The sequence below is a fragment of the Janthinobacterium sp. P210006 genome, assembly GCF_036231885.1.
Classification (GTDB): domain Bacteria; phylum Pseudomonadota; class Gammaproteobacteria; order Burkholderiales; family Burkholderiaceae_D; genus Janthinobacterium; species Janthinobacterium violaceinigrum.
The window spans coordinates 641,345-663,182 of the sequence record NZ_JAZARD010000004.1 but is presented as its reverse complement, the minus strand read 5'-3'; the positions used below and the strand labels follow the sequence as shown (position 1 = coordinate 663,182).

Below are 21,838 nucleotides of genomic sequence, written 5' to 3'. Positions count from 1 at the left end.
GTGAAATCATGGCATTACTGATCACCGACGAATGCATCAATTGCGACATTTGCGAGCCCGAGTGCCCGAATGACGCAATCTACATGGGCGCGGAAATCTACGAAATCGATCCCAACAAGTGCACCGAATGCGTGGGCCACTTTGACGAGCCGCAATGCCAGCAAGTGTGCCCCGTCAGCTGCATCCCCTTCAATCCCGCCTGGCGCGAAAGCCCGGAACAATTGATGGCCAAGTACGAACGCCTGCAGGCGGAACTGCCCGCCGCCAAAACCTAAGCGTTTCTCCACGCCACTTCCGGGCCACGTCTGCGTGGCGCCAGCTTCTGCCAACTGTTCTACACTGTGTGCTCGCTGTTCCGCAGCACATGGTTATCCACGGAGGTAGAAGATGCAAATAAGCACATCCCGTTTGATCCGTTCGCTGGCGGCCGCCTGCGTATGCGCTGCCTTGGCGCAGCCTGCCATGGCCGTCGACGTGGGCGGCGTCAAGCTGGACGATACGGTGCAGCTGGCCAGCCGCGAATTGAAACTCAACGGCGCCGGCGTGCGCTACAAGGTCATCTTCAAGGTCTACACGATCGCGCTGTACCTGCCGGAAAAGAAAACCCAGCTGGCCGACATCCTGGCGCTGCCCGGCCCCCGCCGCCTCGAGATCGTCATGCTGCGCGACGTCACCTCCGACGAGCTGGGACAAGCTTTCATGCAGGGCTTGAAGCGCAGTTCCGACCAGGCCGACCGCACGCGCCTGCTGAGCCAGACGATGCAGTTCGGCGCCATGTTCGAAATGGTGCCGGGCCTGAAAAAGGGCGACATTCTCACCGTGGACTGGCTGCCGGAAGAGGGAACCTTGTGCAAGCTGAACGGCAAACAGGTGGGCGACACGGTGCCGGACCTGGCTTTCTATAATGCGCTGCTGAAAATCTGGATCGGCGCCCATCCGGCCGACACCTTGCTGCGCGCACATTTGCTGGGCGACATGGCGTAATCGGCTGGCGGCAGGCGTAAAAAAAGCCGGCGCAGGCCGGCTTGGTATTTTGCAACAGTTGATCGCTCAGGCGCGCGTCGACAGGGCGCGCAATTCGGCCGCATTGCTCGGCGACACGCCATCCATCTTGCCCAGAGTGCGTTTCAAGGCTTGCGCTTCGCGCATCTGCTGGCGCGCCAGGCGCTCTTCGCGGCTCAGCTTGGGACGCACCACCAGCACCATGGCGCGGGCGATGCCCACCAGCAAAGGCTTGAACAGCAGGGCGAATGCGCCCACGGCCACGATCACCAGCACGAGTTGCAGGGCGTTGAGCAGGGAAATCTCCAGCACGGGTGCGGATACTGCGTACAGGGCGGAGGCGAAGGTAGACATACTGTTCCAGTGCATTATAGAATTTGCCAGTACTATAGTGCAGTGCAACATATAAATCTAATTCCATTTCTTGATACCAATTATATGAATCGTGAATGGAAAACTGTAATATTTTTTTACGAGTGAAAATATTCGTGCCCGGCGCGGTTTACACTCTTAAGTAATCAATTCAACTTTTACCTTGGGCTTTCCATGAGTTTTCTGACGCTGGATCTGAACTTGCTGCGCGTTTTCGACGCCGTCATGACGGAACAAAACCTGACGCGCGCAGCCGGCCACCTGGCGATGACGCAGCCGGCGGTATCGAACGCCATCAAACGCCTGCGCGAAAGCCTCGGTGACGAATTGCTGATCCGCACGGCATATGGCGTGAAACCCACACCCCGTGCCGAGGCGCTGTGGCCATCCGTGCGCTCGGCCCTGGCCAGCCTGGAAGCGGCCGTCACGCCGGAAACCTTCGACGTGTCGAAAACGCATGCCACCTTCCGCATGGCCATGGCCGATGCGACTGCCGCGTTCTGGCTGCCTTCGCTGATGCGCTCGATCGAACGGGAAGCGCCCGGCGTCAACGTGCGCATGATGCCGCTGACCACGCGCGAACCGCGGCCCATGCTGCTGCGCGGCGATATCGACCTGGCCGTGGGCTTCTTTCCCGGCGTGGCGGCGCAATTGTCCAGCGAAACGGGTTCGCCGATCCGCCACGAGCGCCTGTATTCCGGCAAGTATGTGTGCGTGATGCGGCGCGGCCATCCGCTGGCCAACAAGGAATTGACCTTGGATAACTATTGCGCGGCAAACCATTTATTGGTGAGCTTTTCCGGCCGCGCCCATGGCTTGATCGACGAGGCGCTGTCGCAGATCCACCGCGAACGGCGCATCTTGTTGACGGTCAACCAATTCTTCACGGCCGGCCGCGTGGTGGCCAATTCCGACCTGATCACCGTCTTGCCGCGCCATCTGATCGCCTCGACGGGCATGACGGAATCCCTGCTGTACAAGGACTTGCCGCTGACCCTGCCGGCCGTCCACCTGGACATGCTGTGGCACGAGCGCGACGCGCGCAGCCCCGCCCACAAATGGCTGCGCAATCACCTGGAAAGCATGAACACGCCCACCTTGCGCACGGCCACGGCGGCGGGCGGCGGCGTGGCGCCCAAGCCGCATATCGAATAAATGATCTGCCAGCACCAGAAAAAACGCCTGATGAATCATCAGGCGTTTTTTTTCATGCATGGCTGCTGGAGCGATATCCGACCCGGAAACCGCCCCAGTGCTTGCCGTCGACATGGATGGGCACGGACAAATCGTGCATGACCTCGCCCGTGTCGCGTTTATACGTCTGCAACAGGAAGGGCTTGGTGTTGCTGCCGCAGCGCGCGCCCGTGCGGTCACTGAAGATGCGCTTGGTGCGGTTGTTGACGATATCGGTGGCGTAATCGCCCGTCAGCGGTTGGGAAAATTTCTTGTTGTGCGTCGGAAAATAGCCATTGTTGTCGACGGCGCCCGCATACGCCAGGTGGGGCAGGGCGGCCAGCACGCCTTCCTGCAGGTCCGGCAGCACCTTGTCCGTAAACGCGTCGAATTTCGTGTTGTGCTTGGGCGGATTGGTGTTCGGGATGGGCCGGTAGTGGCGGTCGAACAGGGCTTCGCGCGTGATGCGGCCGGACGCGATGGCTTGCTCGAACAGTTTCCCCACTTCACGCGCGGCGCGCTGGGCCGCCTCGCGGATCTCGTCGTGCGGCGTGGCCACGCTCGACTCGCCCAGGGCGCTGGCAATCACTTCGGCCCGCTCGGCCAGGGCCATGGCCGATTGCGTGGCGCGCGGCAATTCGCTGTTCGTCGACAACATGCTGTCGCGGATTTGCAGGATGGCGTCGGCAATGACTTGCGTCGTGTCGACGTGTTCGCGCGAGGCGCGGGCAATTTGCCCGATCTCGTCTTCCGACACGCCCGACGATTCCTCGATATGGCTGAGCGAGGCATGCACGCTTTCCACATTGCGCGCCGCTTCCGTCACGCCGGCCGCCAGCGAACTCATGCCGCGCGCTGCCTTTTCCGACTGTTCATTGATTTCGCGCACCATCACGCTGATTTCATCGGACGCTTCCTTGGTGCGCTGCGCCAATTGCCGCACTTCCCCCGCCACCACGGCAAAGCCGCGCCCATGTTCGCCGGCGCGCGCCGCCTCGATGGCGGCGTTCAGCGCCAGCAAGTTGGTGCGCGCGGAAATATCGGAAATGGCTTCCGTGAAACCGGTGATGCGCTTGGATTTGTCCTGCAGACTCAGCATGGTGCTGGAGGCGCCTTGCGCTTCCTCGCGGGCGTGATTGATGCGGCGCAGGCCCTGATCCACTTCGGCGCGCGCCGCCACGCTTTCCACGCGCACGCCGGCGGCCACCTTGGCGGCCCGTTCCGCATTGGCGGCAATCTTTTCCGTCATCGCGGCATTTTGTGCGGAACTGTCGGCAATGTCGCTGGCCGTGCGCACGTCGAGTTCCACCTTCTGTTTGACGGAATCGACAAAATACGAGGTTTCCGCCGCGCCGATCATGATGGCATCGATGGCATTGCCCACCGTGTCGGCGAACTGGTGCAAGCCGGGCTCGCCGCGCGGGCGGCCGGCAAACGCCAGCAGCGCGGCGCCGGTGACGGCAGCCACGCAGGCGATCAGGTAGGGATGGTCGCCGCCCGACAGCAGCAGCAGATAGGCCAGGCAACAGGCCACGGCCATGGCCAGGATCGTGAATACAAAGAAACGCACCAGCTGATGCTGCAACTGCTTCATTTGTCCCCCGCTGCGCAAACCCGTCACGCCCCCTCGGGGACGTGCCGTAACCGTATGCGGGTGGGCACGATTGCCCACTTTGCACCCTGAACGTCCCGTCTGCGCGGCGTTTCAGGCGGCTACCGGATAGCAGAATTGTAGTTCTACCCTACAACATTTGTTCCGATAGCTCAATCAGAAAAGTGGGGCGGCTACACCAGGGTCACTTAATCGGCAATTTGGTCGTGTTTTTGACCTCTTCCATGACGGCATAAGTGTGGGTTTCCCGCACACCTTTCTGCAGCAGGGTCTTGCCCAGGAATTCGCGGTAGGCGGCCATGTCCTTGACGCGCGCCTTGACCAGATAATCGAAGCCGCCCGCCACCATATGACATTCCAGTACCTCTGGAATGATTTGTACGCTATGCTTGAAGGCATCGAACACTTCCGGCGTCGTGCGATCGAGCACGACTTCGATGAACACCAGCAGCGACACGTCGAGCAGCTGCGGGTTCAACTGGGCCGTATAGCCCATGATGTAGCCGGATTCGTGCAACTTGCGCACGCGCTCCAGGCAGGCGGCCGGCGACAAGTTCACGCGCGCGGCCAGCTCCACATTGCTGATGCGTCCATCGCTCTGCAATTCCATCAAGATTTTCTTACTGATCTTGTCCAGCATTCCTATCACCCCCAAATTAATATTATTTGGTTAAATTGTCGCATCAAAAACTATCTATTGCTAGCCCCCTGTATTACCAGAATTAATCCATAAGAATCCCCTTTACAATCGAATCATCTTAACGTCCGACTTTCTGTATTTTTTTGCACCAAAAAAGAGCAAGAATTACGTCAGTTTTCGTCCCCTTTTTCCTTGTAAAGAGTACTTATGCACCCTGCTGGCCCTTCGGCTTTTACCCCGATTCCTTTCGCTGCGCTCCAGGCAGAAATCCTGCCCGAAGCGACACCACAACGCGCCGCCGTCACGGCCGCCTATAGGCGCGATGAGGTTTCCGCCGTGCAGTGGCTGTTGCAGCAAGTGCGCGCCAGCAGCACCGAAACGACGGCCGAGGGACAAGCCCTGGCGCACCGCCTGGTCTCGAACGTGCGCCAAAAACGCACGCGCGCGTCCGGCGTCGATGCACTGATGCACGAGTTCTCGCTGTCGTCGGAAGAGGGTGTTGCATTGATGTGTCTGGCTGAAGCGCTGTTGCGTATACCCGACAGTCAAACGGCCGACCGTTTAATTGCCGACAAAATCAGCAAGGGCGACTGGCGCAAGCATCTGGGCGAATCGCCGTCGTTGTTCGTCAATGCCGCCACCTGGGGCTTGCTGATCACGGGCAAACTGGTCAGTACCAGCAGCGAATCGGGTCTCGGCTCGGCCATGACCAAGCTCATCGCCAAGGGCGGCGAACCGCTGATCCGCAAGGGCGTCGACCTGGCCATGCGCATGCTGGGCAACCAGTTCGTGACGGGCCAGACCATCGAAGAAGCGCTGAAAAACAGCCGCGACAACGAAACGCGCGGCTACCGCTATTCGTACGACATGCTGGGCGAGGCGGCCCTGACGCAGCAGGATGCAGCCAACTACTACGCTTCGTACGAAACGGCGATCCATGCCATCGGCAAGGCGTCGAACGGCCGCGGCATCCGCAACGGCCCCGGCATTTCCGTGAAACTGTCGGCCCTGCACGCGCGCTACAGCCGCGCCCAGCGCGCCCGTGTCATGGAAGAATTGCTGCCGAAAATCAAGGCACTGCTGCTGCTGGCAAAACAGTACAACATCGGCTTCAACATCGATGCGGAAGAGACGGACCGCCTGGAACTGTCGCTGGACCTGATGGAAGCACTTGCCTTTGATACCGATTTGGCTGGCTTCGACGGCATCGGCTATGTGGTGCAGGCATACCAGAAGCGCTGCCCGTTCGCCATCGATTTCCTGATCGACCTGGCACGCCGCAGCGGCCGCAAGTTCATGGTGCGCCTGGTCAAGGGCGCGTATTGGGATGCGGAAGTCAAACGCGCGCAAGTCGATGGCCAGGAAGGCTATCCCGTCTACACGCGCAAGGTCTACACGGACGTTTCCTACCTCGTGTGCGCGCAAAAACTGCTCGACGCCAGCAGCCTGATCTATCCACAGTTTGCCACGCACAACGCGCAAACCCTGTCGACCATCTATACGTGGGCGAAACGCGACGGCATCACCGACTACGAATTCCAGTGCCTGCACGGCATGGGCGAGACCCTGTACGACCAGGTCGTCGGCCCCGACAACCTGGACAAGCCGTGCCGCATCTACGCGCCCGTCGGCTCGCATGAAACCCTGCTGGCCTACCTGGTGCGCCGCCTGCTGGAAAACGGCGCCAACTCCTCGTTCGTCAACCAGATCGTCGACGAAAGCGTGGCCATCGATAGCCTGATCCGCGATCCCCTGGAGCAAGCGCGCCTGCAGGGCGGCTTGCCGCACCCGTCGATTCCGCTGCCGCTGGACATGTTTGGCAGTGAACGCAAGAACTCGGCCGGCCTGGACCTGTCGAATGAAGACACCTTGCGCACCCTGGCCACGGGCCTGGCGCAGCAGCAATCATGGCAGGCAGCGCCGCTGATTGATGGCGCCGTCAGCCTGAATGGCCCCACACACATGTTGCACAATCCGGCCCAGCACGACGACGTCGTGGGCAAGGTCATGGAAGCCGGTCCGGCCGATGTGGAAACGGCCCTGGCCAGCGCCAGCGCCTACGCCATGGACTGGCAGACGACGGAACCGTCGCTCCGCGCACAAGCGTTATTGCGCGCGGCCGACCTGTTCGAAGAACACCATATCGAGCTGATGGCCCTGGCCGTACGCGAAGCGGGCAAGTCGCTGCCGAACGCGATCGCGGAAATCCGCGAAGCCGTCGACTTCCTGCGCTACTACGCGGCGCAGGTGCAACACGCGCCGAACACCCTGGCGCTCGGCCCCGTCACCTGCATCAGCCCGTGGAATTTCCCATTGGCCATCTTTACGGGCCAGCTGGCTGCCGCCCTGGCGGCAGGCAACGTGGTGCTGGCCAAGCCGGCCGAGCAAACGCCGCTGATCGCCCACCGCGCCGTGCAATTGCTGCATGAAGCGGGCGTGCCGCGCGGCGCGCTGCAGTTCCTGCCCGGCAGCGGCGAAGTCGTGGGCGCCGGCCTGTGCAATGACGCGCGCGTGAAAGGCGTGATTTTCACGGGCTCGACAGAAGTGGCACAATTGATCAACCGCAACCTGGCCGCGCGCGCCGTGGCCGAAGGCATCGACATTCCCCTGATCGCCGAAACGGGCGGCCAGAATGCGCTGATCGTCGATTCGTCCGCCTTGCCGGAACAAGTGGTGCAGGACGTGATGTCATCGGCCTTCGACAGCGCCGGCCAGCGCTGCTCGGCCTTGCGCGTGCTGTTCCTGCAAACGGAAATCGCCGACAAGACCATCCACATGCTCAAGGGCGCCATGCAGGAATTGCGCGTTGGCAATCCTGACCGCCTGGCCACGGATATCGGTCCCGTCATCGATGCGGAAGCGCAAGGTAATCTGCTGGCGCACATCAACAAGATGAAAACCATGGCCATCGACCACTATTCGCTCGATTTGCCCACCGTCAAAGGCACGTTTGTCGCTCCGACCGTACTGGAAATCAAGTCGCTGGCGCAATTGACGCAGGAAGTCTTCGGCCCCGTGCTGCACGTGATCCGCTACAAGCGGGCCGAACTGCCGCAACTGGTGCAATCGATCAACGACAGCGGTTATGGCTTGACCCTGGGCATCCATACGCGCATCGATGAAACCATCGATTTCATCACCAAGCGCGCGCACGTGGGCAATATCTATGTGAACCGCAACATCGTGGGCGCCGTCGTCGGCGTGCAGCCGTTCGGCGGCGAAGGCAAATCCGGCACCGGTCCCAAGGCGGGCGGTCCCCTGTACCTGAAACGCCTGCAGCGCAATGCGCCGGCCGGCGCGCAGCACCAGCGCCAGGCGGCGCCGGCACTCGACGCGCTGACCGTGTGGGCAAAGATGCATGGCCACGACAAGGTCGAGCAGCTGGCACAGGACTATGCACGCACGACCTTGCTGGGCAGCACCACCGTCTTGCCAGGCCCGACGGGCGAGCGCAATACCCTGAGCTTTGCCGCGCGCGGCACGATCCTGTGCGCGGCGGCGACTGCGGGCACGCTGATGAACCAGCTGGCCGCCGTATTGGCCACCGGTAACCAGGCCCTGGTGCTGGCGCAATCGGCGGATGTGATTCCCGGCGACTTGCCGGCGGCGCTGAAGGACCGCATCCAGGTCATCAGCAGCCTGGAATCCATCAAGCATGATTTCCAGATCGCCATGATCGAACCGAGTCTCGATGGCCAGCTCAAGCCGCTGCTGGCGGCCCGGGAAGGGGCCCTGGTGGGCACCATTGCCACCACGCAAGAGGGTGTCATCCCCCTGTGGCGCCTGGTCGCTGAGCGGGCGCTGTGCGTGAATACGACGGCAGCGGGCGGCAACGCCAGCCTGATGATGCTCAGCGTCTAAAATATAAGCAGCTGTTGCATGTAAAAAGGGCGGAACCAGTGGTTCTGCCCTTTTTTTATGCACGCTTGAATAAAAAATCAGCCAGCCAGGCGCTGGCACAGCTGCTGAATGACGGTAAACGCGTACGGCGAGGCGACGGTCTGCACGAAACGCATGAAGTCGACGGCCGCCTCTTCGTTGGCGTTGTCGGAAATGGTGCGCATGACGGTAAACGGCACGCCCAGTTCAAAACACACTTGCGCCACGGCCGCGCCTTCCATCTCGACGGCCAGCAGGTCGGGAATATCTTCTTTCAGCTGGTTCACATGCGCGGCGCTGCCGATGAACTGGTCGCCGCTGGCGATCAGGCCCTGGTGCACTTGCGCGTGCTGCAAGCCAAATTCCGCGATATCGGCCACCTTGAGCACGCTGGAAACATCGTCGCGCAGGAAATCGGCGGCGGCGGCAGCCAGTTGCGTGCTCAGTTCCAGATCCGTGGCAAAGCGCTGCAAGCCCGTCAACGGCACTTCGAAGCGGGGAAACAGGGGGCGCGCATCCATATCGTGCTGCAGCAGCGCTTCGGCCACCACGATATCGCCGACTTTCACGTTTTTATCCCCACTGCCGGCCACGCCGGTGAAGACGATGTGGGTAACTCCGTACTTTTCCACAAGGATAGAAGCTGTCATGGCAGCAGCAACCTTGCCCAGACGCGACAGGACGCACACAGCGTCGATATTCCACAGGGTTCCCAAGGTGTAGTCGCGCATGCCGTGCGAACGCTTCTGGGGGCCTTGCATGGCTTCTACGAGCCCCTGCTGTTCTTCGTGCAAGGCACTGATGATGCCTAAACGCATTTTTTTGGGTGAATTCATGCTGTTTTTATAGGTTTTGGGGATTGCCAGACGGTGTATACGGTGAAAACAGCCGTTTCGGCGACTTTTCCACCGTTCGCGTTTGTCTCTGTGTTTTAAATAAAGATGTATACATAAAAATAGTAGTGATAGTAAACGGCCATTTTTTTGTGGATAAGTCGGTATACCGTATAAAAATCATCGACTTGGCGCACAAAAAAGTAGGCGCACAAGCATTGTATCTACGGAGGACTTGTTTGGGATAAAAATCGGCTTGTGGACAAAGATCGACTTTTCCCACATCTCATCCTGTGGATATGCAGGCACTTATCCACAGCAGCAAGCAAAAATCACGGATTTTCTTGCTGTCGTGGCATGTTTGACGTGCTTTGCCTATCGCTATCGTTGTCCGGCAACCGACCTTGAGCGACCACGAGCGTGGTTCTTGCATGGACGTGCGCGTTCAGGCGATTCCTGGAAGACGGTTTGGCAATGGGTCTGACTGTTGCCGTTGGCTTTTTTTTTGACGTTTTTTGCATGCTTTTTTGAAATATCCCCGGGCTTCCGCTTTTTTTATCGGTATACAATAGATCTATATATAAAAATAGTAGTAATAGTAAACGCGTTTTTTTTCTGTGGATAAGTCGCTTTTTTTCAACAGGATCAATCGTTTACGCGCAAAATAAAGCGTGCATAATCGCTGTATCACGCGAGGAGCAAAATTGTATAAAATGCGGGCCTGCGCATAACTTCGTGTTTACTCACAAGTCATCCTGTGGATATCAAGTGACTTATCCACAATCGTTGTAAATTTCCCCTCTTTTCGATGTCGAACGGCTTGCCGGCACTGTGCCTGCTCAAGCCTGTTGACGCTTCCCTCTTGCAAAACGGTTTGGCAGTGCTGTGCGCGTGTTGTTGGCCGTGCCGGTTTTCGTCGCTCAGTTGTTGGCCCCATTTTTTTTTTTAATCGGTCAACGCTGCTTGCCGTTTTTTTTGAAGACAGCTTGAAGACAGATCCGCGAATGCTCTCGACGGGCAAGGGCAGGCAAAGCGCGCGTTGTCGGGTTTACCTTAACAAGTTCGTATACAAGAATAGTAATAGTAGTTAACGGCGCCTTTTTCTGTGGATAAGTCCCGATTTATCCTTGTAAACAATCGCTTGGCGTACGGATAAACGCTGAGTAAGGGTTGTATCTGCCGGGGATGGTTTTGGGATAAAAAAAAGGCGTCCAAAAAAAATTTCGTTTACGCACATATCGTCCCTGTGGATATCCATACGGTTATCCACAGCTTGAAGCCCCTGTTTGGCGCTGTTTTTAACCTCATCCTGGATGCTGGCCCATGTCGCTGGCCACGATTAATGTCGCCCTGGCCCGGCACTGGTGGTAATCTCGATGTGGCTCAGCAGCCATGCATGCATGAAAAAAGACAGACTCTGGTAGCGGGACGCGGTGGGGAGACACACGGCGCGACAGCTTGATGGCATACCGAAAGGAGCTTCATTGGAATCGGCAGGCGAATTCGACTACATCATCGTGGGCGGCGGCACGGCAGGTTGCGTGCTGGCCAACCGGCTCACACGCGACAAGGATGCCAACGTTTTACTCGTGGAAGCGGGCGGCAAGGACGATTACGTGTGGATCCATATCCCCGTCGGCTATCTGCATTGCATCGGCAATCCCCGTACGGACTGGCTGTATTCCACGCAGGCGGACGCGGGCCTGGGCGGACGCAGCCTGATGTATCCGCGCGGAAAAGTCCTGGGCGGCAGCTCTTCCATCAACGGCATGATCTATATGCGGGGCCAGGCCGGCGACTACGACCATTGGGCCGACCTGACGGATGACGCATCGTGGCGCTGGGACAAAGTCTTGCCGCTCTTCAAACAAAGCGAGGATTTCTACGGCGGCGCCTCGGAAAACCATGGCGTGGGCGGCGAATGGCGCGTGGAAAAACAGCGGCTGTCGTGGGATATCCTGAATGCGTTCCGCGATGCGGCGCAGCAGGTCGGCATTCCGAAAACCAGCGATTTCAATGGCGGCGACAATGGCGGCAGCGCGTATTTCGACGTCAACCAGCGCCGCGGCATCCGCTGGAATACCTCGAAAGCGTTCTTGAAACCGGCGTCGCGGCGCCCGAACCTGACCATCATGACGGGTTGCCACGTGGAACGTCTGGTGCTCGAAACGACGGAAGGGGGACCCCGCTGCACGGGCATCGTGTTTACGGGCGGCGGCACGCAGTGGCAGGCGACGGCCCGGCGGGAAACCCTGCTGACGGCGGGCGCCATCGGTTCGCCCCAGTTGCTGCAACTGTCCGGTATCGGCCCGGCCGCCTTGCTGCAGCAGCACGGCATCGCGCCCGTGCTGGATGCTGCTGGCGTGGGCGGCAATCTGCAGGATCATTTGCAGCTGCGCATGGTCTTTAAAGTGCAGGGCGTCAAGACCTTGAACGTGATGGCCAGCAATATCGTGGGCAAGATGCAGATCGGCTTGCAATATGCGCTGTTCCAGAGCGGGCCCATGTCGATGGCGCCGTCGCAGCTGGGCGCGTTTGCCAAGTCCGATCCCCAGCAAGCCACGCCGAACCTGCAATACCACGTACAGCCGCTGTCGCTGGATAAATTCGGCGAACCGCTGCATGCATTTCCCGCCTTTACGGCCAGCGTCTGCAATCTGCGCCCCACCTCGCGCGGCCACGTGCAGATCGCCTCGGCCGACAGCTATGCGGCGCCGAACATCGTGCCCAACTATCTCAGTACGCCGCAGGACCGCAAGGTAGCGGCCGACGCCCTGCGCCTGACGCGCTCCATCGTTGCCGCGCCAGCGCTCAAGCGCTTTGCGCCGCAGGAGTACAAGCCCGGCGTGCAATTCCAGACGGAGGAAGAACTGGCGCAGGCGGCCAGCCAGATCGGCACCACCATCTTTCATCCGGTGGGCACTTGCCGCATGGGCGTGGCCGGCGATCCGTCCAGCGTTGTCGACAGCACCTTGCGCGTGATCGGCGTGGCGGGCTTGCGTGTCGTCGACGCTTCCATCATGCCGTACATTACTTCTGGTAATACAAACTCGCCCACCGTGATGATCGCGGAAAAAGCGGCGCAAATGATACACGCGGCCTGGAAATAGCTGGGCAAAGCCGCGAGTTTGCGCCATTCGGGCGAGCGAAAAATCCCCGTAGTTATACTGTATTGTGCGTTAAATTTAAGTTGTGTATTATAAAAATGACTAAGTAGTACAAAAAGTACAACTAGGAGACACGATGTCAAACGTAATCTTGGAAACAAGAAATTTGACCAAGGAATTCAAGGGTTTCACTGCGGTGAGCGAGGTGAACCTGAAGGTAGAGCGGGGCCATATCCACGCCTTGATCGGTCCTAACGGCGCCGGCAAGACCACGTGTTTCAACTTGCTCACCAAATTCCTGGTCCCCACTTCCGGACAGATCCTGTTCAATGGAAAAGACATCACGGCCGCCAAGCCGGCGCAGATCGCCCGCATGGGCGTGATCCGTTCATTCCAGATTTCCGCCGTCTTCCCCCATTTATCGGTGCTGCAAAATGTGCGCATCGGCTTGCAGCGCCAGCTCGGTACCTCGTTTCACTTTTGGCAGAGCGAACGGGCATTGAATCAGCTCAACGACCGCGCCATGGCCTTGCTGGCCGAGGTCGACCTGACGGAGTTTGCCGACACCATCACGGTCGACATGCCGTACGGCCGCAAGCGGGCGCTGGAAATTGCCACCACCCTGGCGATGGAACCGGAAATGATGCTGCTCGATGAGCCCACGCAGGGCATGGGCCACGAAGACGTGCACCGCGTGACGGAACTGATCAAGAAGGTGTCGGCCGGCCGCACGATTTTGATGGTGGAACACAATATGAGCGTAGTGTCCGGCATCTGCGACAAGATTTCCGTCTTGCAGCGCGGCGCCATGCTGGCTGAAGGCAGCTACGCGGAAGTGTCGCGCAATCCGCAAGTGATGGAAGCGTACATGGGCACCACGCACGCGGAACTGGAAGGGGCGCATTGATGGCGACACAAGCGAATGGCAGCGCACCCGCGCTGGAAATTACACAGCTGCATACCTGGTATGGCGAATCGCACATCCTGCATGACGTCAATCTGAAAGTGCAGCAGGGCGAAGTGGTGACTTTGCTGGGCCGCAACGGCGCCGGCCGCACCACCACCTTGCGCGCCATCATGGGCTTGACGGGCGCACGCACGGGCTCGATCAAAGTCAACGGCGCTGAAGCGATCGGTTTGGCCACGCACAAAATCGCCCACCTGGGCATCGGGTATTGTCCCGAAGAGCGCGGCATTTTTTCCTCGCTGTCGACGGAGGAAAACCTGCTGCTGCCGCCCACCCTGGCCAGCGGCGAAAAGGGCATGTCGGTGGAGGAAATCTACGCCATGTTCCCGAATCTGCAGGAGCGCCGCCACAGCCAGGGCACGCGCCTGTCGGGCGGGGAACAGCAGATGCTGGCCGTGGCGCGCATCCTGCGCACGGGCGCGCGCCTGCTGCTGCTCGATGAAATTTCCGAAGGCCTGGCGCCCGTCATCGTGCAGGGCCTGGCGCGCATGATCACCACCCTGAAGGCGAAAGGCTACACCATCGTCATGGTGGAACAGAATTTCCGGTTTGCCGCGCCGCTGGCGGACCGGTTTTATGTGATGGAGCACGGTCAGATCGTCGAGACTTTTGCTGCATCCGAACTGGAGGCCAAGATGCCGGTATTGACCGAGCTGCTTGGCGTGTAGTCCCCATGTAGTCTGTTGTACTCGTCATCGTCCAGCAATCGACTGAATAGCAAACAATAATCCCAACGGAGACACTATGAAACGTAACGCTATCGCCATTGCCACCGCCACTCTTTGCGCACTGGGCTTTTCTGCTGCCGCGCACGCCCAGGTATCGGGCGACACCATCAAGATCGGTTTTATTTCCGACATGTCGGGCGTGTATTCCGACGTCGACGGCCTCGGCGGCGCGGAAGCCATCAAGATGGCGATCGCCGACGCCGGCGTGGTCATTGCTGGCAAAAAAGTGGAATTCATTTCTGCCGACCATCAGAACAAGGCCGACATCGCCGCCTCGAAAGCGCGCGAATGGTTCGACCAGCAGGGCGTCGACATGCTGATCGGCGGCACCAATTCCGGCGCCAGCCTGGCCATGGCCAAGGTGGCGGCGGAAAAGAAGAAAATCTTCATTGCCATCGGCGCCGGCTCGTCGCGCCTGACGAATGAGGAATGCACGCCGTACACCGTGCATTACGCGTACGACACGGTGGCGCTGGCGCGCGGCACGGGCGGCACCATCGTCAAGCAGGGCGGCAAGAACTGGTATTTCATGACGGCCGACTACGCGTTTGGCCATTCGCTGGAAAAAGACACGGCCGAGGTCGTCAAGGCGGCCGGCGGCAAGGTGCTGGGCAGCGTCAAGCATCCGCTGGGCGCGTCCGATTTCTCTTCCTTCCTGCTGCAGGCGCAGGCCGCCAAGCCGCAAATCCTGGGCCTGGCCAATGCGGGGGGCGACGCCATCAACAGCATCAAGGCAGCCAACGAGTTCGGCCTGACGAAATCGATGAAGCTGGCCGGCTTGCTGATCTTCATCAATGACATCCATTCGCTGGGCTTGAACCTGACGCAAGGCATGTACCTGACGGACGGCTGGTACTGGGACTTGAATGCGGACACGCGCGCCTGGTCGAAACGCTATTTCGCCAAGATGAAGAAGGAACCGTCGATGCTGCAGGCGGCCGACTATTCGGCTGCGGCAAACTACCTGAAGGCCGTCAAGGCGCTGGGAACGGACGACACCGAGAAGGTCATGGCCTACCTGAAAAAGACCAAGATCAACGACATGTTTACCCAGAATGGCGAAGTGCGTCCCGATGGGCGCATGGTGCACGATATGTACCTGATGGAAGTCAAGAAGCCATCCGAGTCGAAATACCCATGGGATTACTACAAGGTCGTGGCCACCGTGCCCGGTGCGCAGGCGTATGTGACCAAGGCCGAATCGAAGTGTTCGCTGTGGAAGTAACGCTGTAGTCCGACCTCCAGCGGATCGTCCGCCTGTGCGCGGGCGGTCCGTCCTGCATGCTCTTCGCTCGCAGGGTTCGCCTTGCGCCGCCGCGCCAGTCTGCGGTGGCGTGTTTCCCTTGATACCACACCGTTCTCCGGCGGTGCTTTTTATACTGTGATGCCATGGAAATTTTCGGCGTTCCATTACAAGCGATGATGAGCCAGCTGCTGCTGGGTCTCGTCAACGGCTCGTTCTATGCCATGTTGTCCCTCGGTCTGGCCGTCATCTTCGGCTTGCTCAATGTGATTAATTTCTCGCACGGCGCCATGTACATGATGGGCGCCTTCCTGGCCTGGATGGGCCTCAGTTATTTCGACATCAATTACTGGGCCATGCTGGTCATCGCCCCCATCCTCGTCGGCCTGGTCGGCATCCTGATCGAAAAGACCATGCTGCGCTGGCTGTACAAACTCGACCACCTGTATGGCTTGCTGCTGACCTTTGGCATCACCCTGATCATGGAAGGCGTGTTCCGCTCGTTCTATGGCGTCTCGGGCCAGCCGTATGCCGTGCCCGAAGCGCTGGCCGGCGCGACGGACCTGGGCTTCATGATCTTGCCGAACTACCGCGCGTGGGTGGTGATCGCGTCGCTCACCGTCTGCCTGGCCACCTGGTTCGTCATCGAAAAAACCAAGCTGGGCGCCTACCTGCGGGCCGGCACGGAAAACCCGAAACTGGTGGAAGCGTTCGGCATCAACGTGCCGCTGATGGTGACGTTGACGTTCGGCTTCGGCGTGGCGCTGGCCGGTTTCGCCGGCGTGCTGGCCGCGCCCATCATCCAGGTGTCGCCGCTGATGGGCTCGAACCTGATCATCGTCGTGTTTGCCGTGGTGGTGATCGGCGGCATGGGTTCCATCATGGGTTCCATTCTGACGGGCCTGGGCCTGGGCGTGATCGAAGGCCTGACCCGCGTGTTCTACCCGGAAGGCTCGGCCACCGTGGTGTTCGTGGTGATGGTCATCGTGCTGCTGCTGCGTCCGGCCGGCCTGTTCGGCAAAGAAAAGTAATCCTCATCAGTCATGTATTGGAGCTACCACGATGAATAAGAATGTAGGCTACGCCATTGCCTTGCTGCTGGCGTTGGCGGCGCCGTTTTACGGCTATCCCGTCTTCCTGATGAAGTTGCTGTGCTTTGCCCTGTTTGCCTGCGCTTTCAACTTGTTGATCGGCTACACGGGCTTGCTGTCGTTCGGCCATGCGGCCTTCTTCGGCGGCGCCGGCTATGTCACCGGCTACGCGCTGCGCACCTGGGGCTGGCCAACGGAACTGGGCCTGCTGGCCGGCGTCGCCACGGGTGCCTTGCTGGGCCTGGTGATCGGCGGCCTGGCCATCCGCCGCCAGGGCATCTACTTCACGATGATCACCCTGGCGCTGGCGCAGATGGTGTACTTCCTGGCCTTGCGGCTGCCGTTCACGGGCGGCGAGGATGGCTTGCAGGGTGTTCCACGTGGAACCTTGCTGGGCATGATAGACCTGGGCAATGACACCGTCCTGTACTACGTCGTGCTGGCGATTTTTGTCGCCGGTTTCGCCCTGATCGTGCGCACCATCCACTCGCCGTTCGGCCAGGTGCTCAAGGCCATCAAGGAAAACGAACCGCGCGCCATCTCGCTGGGCTACGACGTCAACAAGTACAAGCTGATGGCCATCGTGCTGTCCGCCTCGCTGGCCGCGCTGGCCGGCGCCACCAAGACCCTGGTGCTGGGCTTTGAAACCCTGACCGATGTGTACTGGGGCATGTCGGGCCTGGTCGTGCTGATGACACTGGTGGGCGGCATGGGCACCTTGTCCGGTCCCATCCTCGGCGCCGTGCTGATCATCGCGCTGGAAAACAAGCTGGGCGATGTAGGCACCTATCTGGCCACGCACACGGGCATCGAATGGTTCGGCACCCTGGGCGAATCGGTAGGCATGGTCACGGGCGTGATCTTCGTCATCTGCGTCTTGCTGTTCCGGCGCGGCATCGTCGGTGAAGCCATCGCGCGCTTCGGCGGCAGGGCTGCCAAAGCCGCTGTCTGATTTTCAAGCAACGCCGGACGGATCGTCCGGCGTTTTTCATTGTGCGTCCACTGTTACCTCAACGGAGAGAACCACCATGCAAACGACGATCACGCGCGCCGGGAGCGGCCTGTGCACCCTGCTGGCGTTGGCAGCCTGCGGCAGCAACCATGCACCGGAAGAATTGAACCAGATGCCCAGCTATCTGGGCACGATTGCGCGCGCCGACTACGACGGCAAGACGAATGATCTGCTCACGGCTGGCCTGGGCAAGACGGGGCTGGCGGCAGCGACGCCCGCGTATGCGAACGCCGAGCAGCCGACGTCGGCCGAACTGCGCCGCAATGCGATCCATGCCAACTACCGCGCCGTGCTCGACATTGCCGCCAACAGCGGCTACGGCACCCTGTACGGACCGAACGTGGATGCGTCCGGGAACGTGGGCACGGGCGAGGGCCTGGTCGCGGGCAGCGAATACATCGCGTATGCGGACGATGGCACGGGCAGGAAAAATGTCACCTTGATGGTGCAGGTGCCGGCCAGCTTCGACCCGGACCACGCCTGCATCGTCACGGGCACGTCGAGCGGTTCGCGCGGCATCTACGGCGCCATCGGCAGCTCGGGCGAATGGGGCCTGAAAAAGGGCTGCGCCGTGGCGTATGCGGACAAGGGTTCCGGCACGGGCCTGTATGTGTTCGAGGACGACAGCGTCAACCTGCAGAACGGCGTGCGCGCGGGCAGGGTGGTGGCCGGCAAGAACGCGCTCTTCGCGCCGGACCTGAGCGATGCGGACCGGCTGGCCTGGGCTGCCGCCAACCCGAACCGCATCGCCTTCAAGCATGCGCACTCGCAGCAGAATCCGGAGAAGGATTGGGGCAAGGTCACCTTGCAGGCGATCGAGATGGCCTATTATGTGTTGAACGAGCGCTACGGCGTGCTGGCCCGCGACGGCAGTGCGCGCGTCGTGCGCCTGACGCCGAAGAACACCATCACGATCGCGTCGAGCATTTCCAATGGCGCCGGCTCGGCCTTGCTGGCGGCGGAACAGGATAGCAAGGGCTTGATCGGCGGCGTGGCGGCCAGCGAGCCGCAGGTCCAGCCGGCGCCATCGACTGCCTACAGCGTGCGCCAGGGCGGGGCGCTGGTGGCCAATCCGGGCCGCGCGCTGTTCGACTATGCCACCTATGCGGCCCTGTACCAGCCGTGCATCGCTTCCGTGGCGGGCAACGCGGGACGCTGCACGGCACTCGTCAACAAGGGTTTATTGAACGGCGCGGACCTGGCGGCACAGCAGGCGGATGCGAAACAGCGCTTGCGCGCATATGGCTGGCTGGTCGATTCCGATCCGCTGCAGGCGGCGCACGCGGGCACGAACATCCTCGTGGCCGTCACGTATGCGTCTGCCTACGGCAAATTTTCCGTGACGGACAAGGTGTGCGGTTTCACGTTTGCGCAGACGGACGGCAGCGGCAATCCGGTGGCGTTTACGTCGGCGCAGAAGGCCGCCAGCTTTGCCGCCCAGAGCGGCATCGTGGGCAATGTCGTGTATGAGAACAGCGTGGGCGGCGCCAAGGTCTACACGGCCGGCGTGTCGCCCTCCAGCAATCTGGCGGACCAGTCGCTCGACGGCTTCCTGTGCCTGCGCAGCCTGGCGACGGGCAGGGATGCCGTCAACGGCGCCACCCTGGAGGGCACGCTGGGTGGGCAAAGCGCGCGCGTGCGGGCCGGCATGGCCGAGGTGGCGGCCAGCGGCAAATTGAATGGCAAACCCGCCATCATCGTGCACGGCCGCAGCGACACCTTGATACCCGTGAACCACGCCTCGCGCGCGTATGTGGGCTTGAACGCGTCGGTGGAGGGCGCAAATAGCCGGTTGCGCTATATCGAGGTGACGAATGCCAATCACTTTGACTCGTTCAGCAGCGCCTTGCCGACCCTGATCGTGCCCCTGCACGTGTACCTGAACCGGGCGCTCGACGCCATGTATGCGCATCTGTCTGCCAAGCAAGCCTTGCCGCCATCGCAGGTGGTGCGCACGGTAACGCGGGCCGATGCGTCGACCTTGATCACGAATGTCAACGTGCCGGCGATCGCTGCGGCGCCGGCGCCCGGCAATGCCATTAGCGTGACGGGGACGGTCGTCGACATTCCCAACTAGGCTGTATCACCATGAAACCTGCGGCCACGTTTTACGTGGCCGTTTTTATTCCCAGGCCGTATCGGGGATATGGCCCAGTCCCTGGAAGACCGGTTTGGAAAACCAGTAGCCCTGCATCAGGGAAATGCCGCAGCTGGCCAGGAAGTCGCGCTCGGCGCGTGTCTCGATGCCTTCGGCCAGCACGCGGACACCGAGCTGATGGCACAGGCTGGCGATGGCCCGCACGATCGCCTGGCGTGGCGCGTGCGTATCGATGCCGCGCACCAGGTCCATGTCGATCTTGATGATGTCGGGCTGGTATTCGGCCAGCAGGTTCAAGCCTGCATAGCCGGCGCCGAAATCATCGATGGCGGTCTGGAAACCGAAGCGCCGGTAGGCGCGGAAGATATCGACCAGATGGGGACGGTCTTGCACCCGTTCGCCTTCCGTGACTTCAAAGATGATTTTATCGGTGGGGAAGCGGTGCAAGGTGGCCGCTTCCAGGGTGCTGCGGATGCATACTTCCGGGCGGTAGACGGCGTTGGGCAGGAAGTTAATCGACAGAAAGCCATGCATGCCCAGCCTGGCGGCACCGGCCACGGCCTTGACGCGGCAAGCCTGGTCGAAGCGGTAGCGGTTGGCGTCGTTGACTTGCGCCAGCACGCTGGCCGCGCTTTCGCCATTGGGACCGCGCACCAGTGCCTCGTGCGCATAGATGCTGCGTGTGGCGAGGTCGACGATGGGCTGATACGCATACTCGAAGGCAAACGGCAGCGGCGCGCTGTCATGGCAGCCGGCACAGGCACCGTGCGGAAAGCTGGTGTTGTCAGGATGAATGGGGATATCGGGATGCATCATGGCGGCAGTGTAGCAGGGTAGGTTGGCAGGCTGCGTCTGCTGGCTCACAGTGCGGCGGCATAGATGGCGCGCGCAGCGCCGCGCGTGACGGGACGGGGATTGTTGCCTAGCAAGCGCGTCTGCAGCATGGCGTCGTCGGCCAGCCGGTCCAGGTCGCCAGCCGCGATGCCCACTTCGCGCAGGGTACGCGCGATACCGGTGGCCAGGGCAATCTCCTGCATGCTGTCGATCAGGGCGTTCGCCCGCGCCTCGTCGCTGCCCGTGATGCCGGGCTGCACGATGGCAGCCAGCTGCGCATACAGGGGTGCCGCGTGGGACAGATTAAAGCGCAGCACGTGCGGCAGCACCAGCGCATTCGACAAGCCGTGTGGCACGTGGAACAGGCCGCCGATGGGATAGGCGAGCGCATGCACGGCGGCCACGGGAGCGTTGGCAAACGCCTGGCCGGCCAGCATGGCGCCCAGCAGCATGGCCTGGCGCGCTGGCAAGTTGGCGCCATCGCGGCACGCCGTGAGCAGATTGCCGGACAGCAGCGACAGCGCCTGCGTGGCCAGCATGTCGGACAAGGGATTTTTCAGCAGGCGGCTGGTGTACGCTTCGATCACATGCACCATGGCGTCGATGCCGGTGGCGGCCGTCACGGCGGGCGGCAAGCCCAGGGTCAGGCTGGCGTCGAGGATGGCCAGGTCCGCATACAGTTGCGGCGCCACCACGCCCATCTTGCTGGTGGCACCCGTGGTGACGATGGCGATCTGCGTTACTTCGGAACCCGTGCCCGCCGTGGTGGGCAATTGCACGAGGGGCAGGCGCTGGCCGTGGACATTGCCGATGCCATACAGTTGGGCCAGTTCCTGGTGGCCCGATGCCAGTACGGCGACCAGCTTGGCCACGTCCAGCGAGCTGCCGCCGCCGAGGCCAATAACCAGTTCCACGTGAAACATCCGGGCCTGGGCCACGCCTGCCAGCACGATGGCTTCGGGCGGATCGGCTTGCACCTCGGAAAAGACATGGGTGTCGATGCCCGCCGTCCGCAGGCTGTGCAGGGGCGCATCGGCCAGTCCCGTGCGCAGAAACCCTGCATCGGTGACGAGCAGGGCACGGCGGACGGTGGGGAAGTGACGGGCGATGTGCGCGCCCAGCTGGGCGGCGGCGCCCGGTTCAACGATCAGATGCGGCACGGTGCGGAACTGGAAGGCGGACATGCAGGCTCCTGACGGCAAGGACAGTAGCCAAGCTTACTCCGCTTTCCCGCCCCGTGCATGTTT

17 protein-coding genes are annotated in these 21,838 nt (G+C 61.0%); 11 read left to right on the top strand and 6 right to left on the bottom strand.

Features of this window, described 5'->3' with window-relative positions:
• Nucleotides 1-8 precede the first annotated feature (8 nt).
• Nucleotides 9-275 (top strand): YfhL family 4Fe-4S dicluster ferredoxin, encoded by a 267-nt coding sequence (locus VPH41_RS22775; protein ID WP_034752637.1) that lies wholly within the window; start codon nt 9-11, stop codon nt 273-275.
• A gap of 112 nt (nt 276-387) precedes the next feature.
• Nucleotides 388-984, top strand: coding sequence for a chalcone isomerase family protein (locus VPH41_RS22770; RefSeq protein ID WP_328571574.1), 597 nt, complete (start codon nt 388-390; stop codon nt 982-984).
• A gap of 66 nt (nt 985-1,050) precedes the next feature.
• Here the strand turns inward: VPH41_RS22770 and VPH41_RS22765 are convergent, their stop codons facing one another.
• Nucleotides 1,051-1,356, bottom strand: a complete 306-nt coding sequence (locus tag VPH41_RS22765) for a hypothetical protein (protein WP_101483346.1) — start codon at nt 1,354-1,356, stop codon at nt 1,051-1,053.
• A gap of 192 nt (nt 1,357-1,548) precedes the next feature.
• On the opposite strand from VPH41_RS22765, the gene VPH41_RS22760 reads away from it, so the two are divergent.
• On the top strand, nt 1,549-2,529 hold the full coding sequence (locus VPH41_RS22760) for a LysR family transcriptional regulator (protein ID WP_152283839.1): 981 nt from the start codon (nt 1,549-1,551) through the stop codon (nt 2,527-2,529).
• A 52-nt stretch (nt 2,530-2,581) separates the two neighbouring features.
• Here the strand turns inward: VPH41_RS22760 and VPH41_RS22755 are convergent, their stop codons facing one another.
• On the bottom strand, nt 2,582-4,141 hold the full coding sequence (locus tag VPH41_RS22755; protein WP_328571573.1) for a methyl-accepting chemotaxis protein: 1,560 nt from the start codon (nt 4,139-4,141) through the stop codon (nt 2,582-2,584).
• Nucleotides 4,142-4,343: 202 nt separating this feature from the next.
• Entirely contained in the window at nt 4,344-4,799 is a 456-nt protein-coding gene (locus VPH41_RS22750; RefSeq protein WP_010393827.1) for an Lrp/AsnC ligand binding domain-containing protein, read from the bottom strand.
• A gap of 207 nt (nt 4,800-5,006) precedes the next feature.
• On the opposite strand from VPH41_RS22750, the gene putA reads away from it, so the two are divergent.
• Nucleotides 5,007-8,660: a trifunctional transcriptional regulator/proline dehydrogenase/L-glutamate gamma-semialdehyde dehydrogenase gene (gene putA / locus VPH41_RS22745; RefSeq protein ID WP_328571572.1), complete on the top strand. Its 3,654-nt coding sequence runs from the start codon at nt 5,007-5,009 to the stop codon at nt 8,658-8,660.
• Nucleotides 8,661-8,737: 77 nt separating this feature from the next.
• On the opposite strand, the gene VPH41_RS22740 is transcribed toward putA, so the two are convergent.
• The gene (locus VPH41_RS22740; protein ID WP_442906311.1) at nt 8,738-9,496 is read right to left on the bottom strand and encodes a 5'-methylthioadenosine/adenosylhomocysteine nucleosidase; all 759 of its coding nucleotides are present in this window, start codon (nt 9,494-9,496) and stop codon (nt 8,738-8,740) included.
• A gap of 1,499 nt (nt 9,497-10,995) precedes the next feature.
• Here VPH41_RS22740 and VPH41_RS22735 point away from each other — a divergent pair.
• The 7 genes from VPH41_RS22735 to VPH41_RS22705 all read left to right on the top strand — a co-directional run bounded on the left by VPH41_RS22735 (nt 10,996) and on the right by VPH41_RS22705 (nt 19,736).
• Nucleotides 10,996-12,621 carry a GMC family oxidoreductase gene (locus tag VPH41_RS22735; protein ID WP_328571570.1) on the top strand — a complete coding sequence of 542 codons (1,626 nt, stop codon included), beginning with the start codon at nt 10,996-10,998 and terminating at the stop codon, nt 12,619-12,621.
• 133 nt (nt 12,622-12,754) lie between these two features.
• Nucleotides 12,755-13,525: an ABC transporter ATP-binding protein gene (locus VPH41_RS22730; protein WP_035823437.1), complete on the top strand. Its 771-nt coding sequence runs from the start codon at nt 12,755-12,757 to the stop codon at nt 13,523-13,525.
• Nucleotides 13,525-14,253, top strand: coding sequence for an ABC transporter ATP-binding protein (locus VPH41_RS22725; protein ID WP_442906305.1), 729 nt, complete (start codon nt 13,525-13,527; stop codon nt 14,251-14,253). Before VPH41_RS22730 ends, VPH41_RS22725 begins: the two co-directional genes overlap by 1 nt.
• Before the next feature lie 76 nt (nt 14,254-14,329).
• A complete protein-coding gene (locus tag VPH41_RS22720; RefSeq protein WP_152283846.1) occupies nt 14,330-15,538 on the top strand; it encodes an ABC transporter substrate-binding protein in 1,209 nt (402 codons plus the stop codon).
• Between the two features lie 164 nt (nt 15,539-15,702).
• Nucleotides 15,703-16,587: a branched-chain amino acid ABC transporter permease gene (locus VPH41_RS22715; RefSeq protein WP_152283847.1), complete on the top strand. Its 885-nt coding sequence runs from the start codon at nt 15,703-15,705 to the stop codon at nt 16,585-16,587.
• 31 nt (nt 16,588-16,618) lie between these two features.
• A complete protein-coding gene (locus tag VPH41_RS22710) occupies nt 16,619-17,599 on the top strand; it encodes a branched-chain amino acid ABC transporter permease (protein ID WP_152257810.1) in 981 nt (326 codons plus the stop codon).
• Between the two features lie 76 nt (nt 17,600-17,675).
• On the top strand, nt 17,676-19,736 hold the full coding sequence (locus tag VPH41_RS22705; RefSeq protein WP_328571569.1) for a 3-hydroxybutyrate oligomer hydrolase family protein: 2,061 nt from the start codon (nt 17,676-17,678) through the stop codon (nt 19,734-19,736).
• A gap of 45 nt (nt 19,737-19,781) precedes the next feature.
• Here the strand turns inward: VPH41_RS22705 and VPH41_RS22700 are convergent, their stop codons facing one another.
• Together VPH41_RS22700 and VPH41_RS22695 are read right to left on the bottom strand one after the other, a co-directional pair.
• A complete protein-coding gene (locus VPH41_RS22700; RefSeq protein ID WP_328571568.1) occupies nt 19,782-20,573 on the bottom strand; it encodes an EAL domain-containing protein in 792 nt (263 codons plus the stop codon).
• Between the two features lie 44 nt (nt 20,574-20,617).
• Nucleotides 20,618-21,775, bottom strand: coding sequence for an iron-containing alcohol dehydrogenase (locus tag VPH41_RS22695; protein ID WP_328571567.1), 1,158 nt, complete (start codon nt 21,773-21,775; stop codon nt 20,618-20,620).
• Nucleotides 21,776-21,838 lie beyond the last annotated feature (63 nt).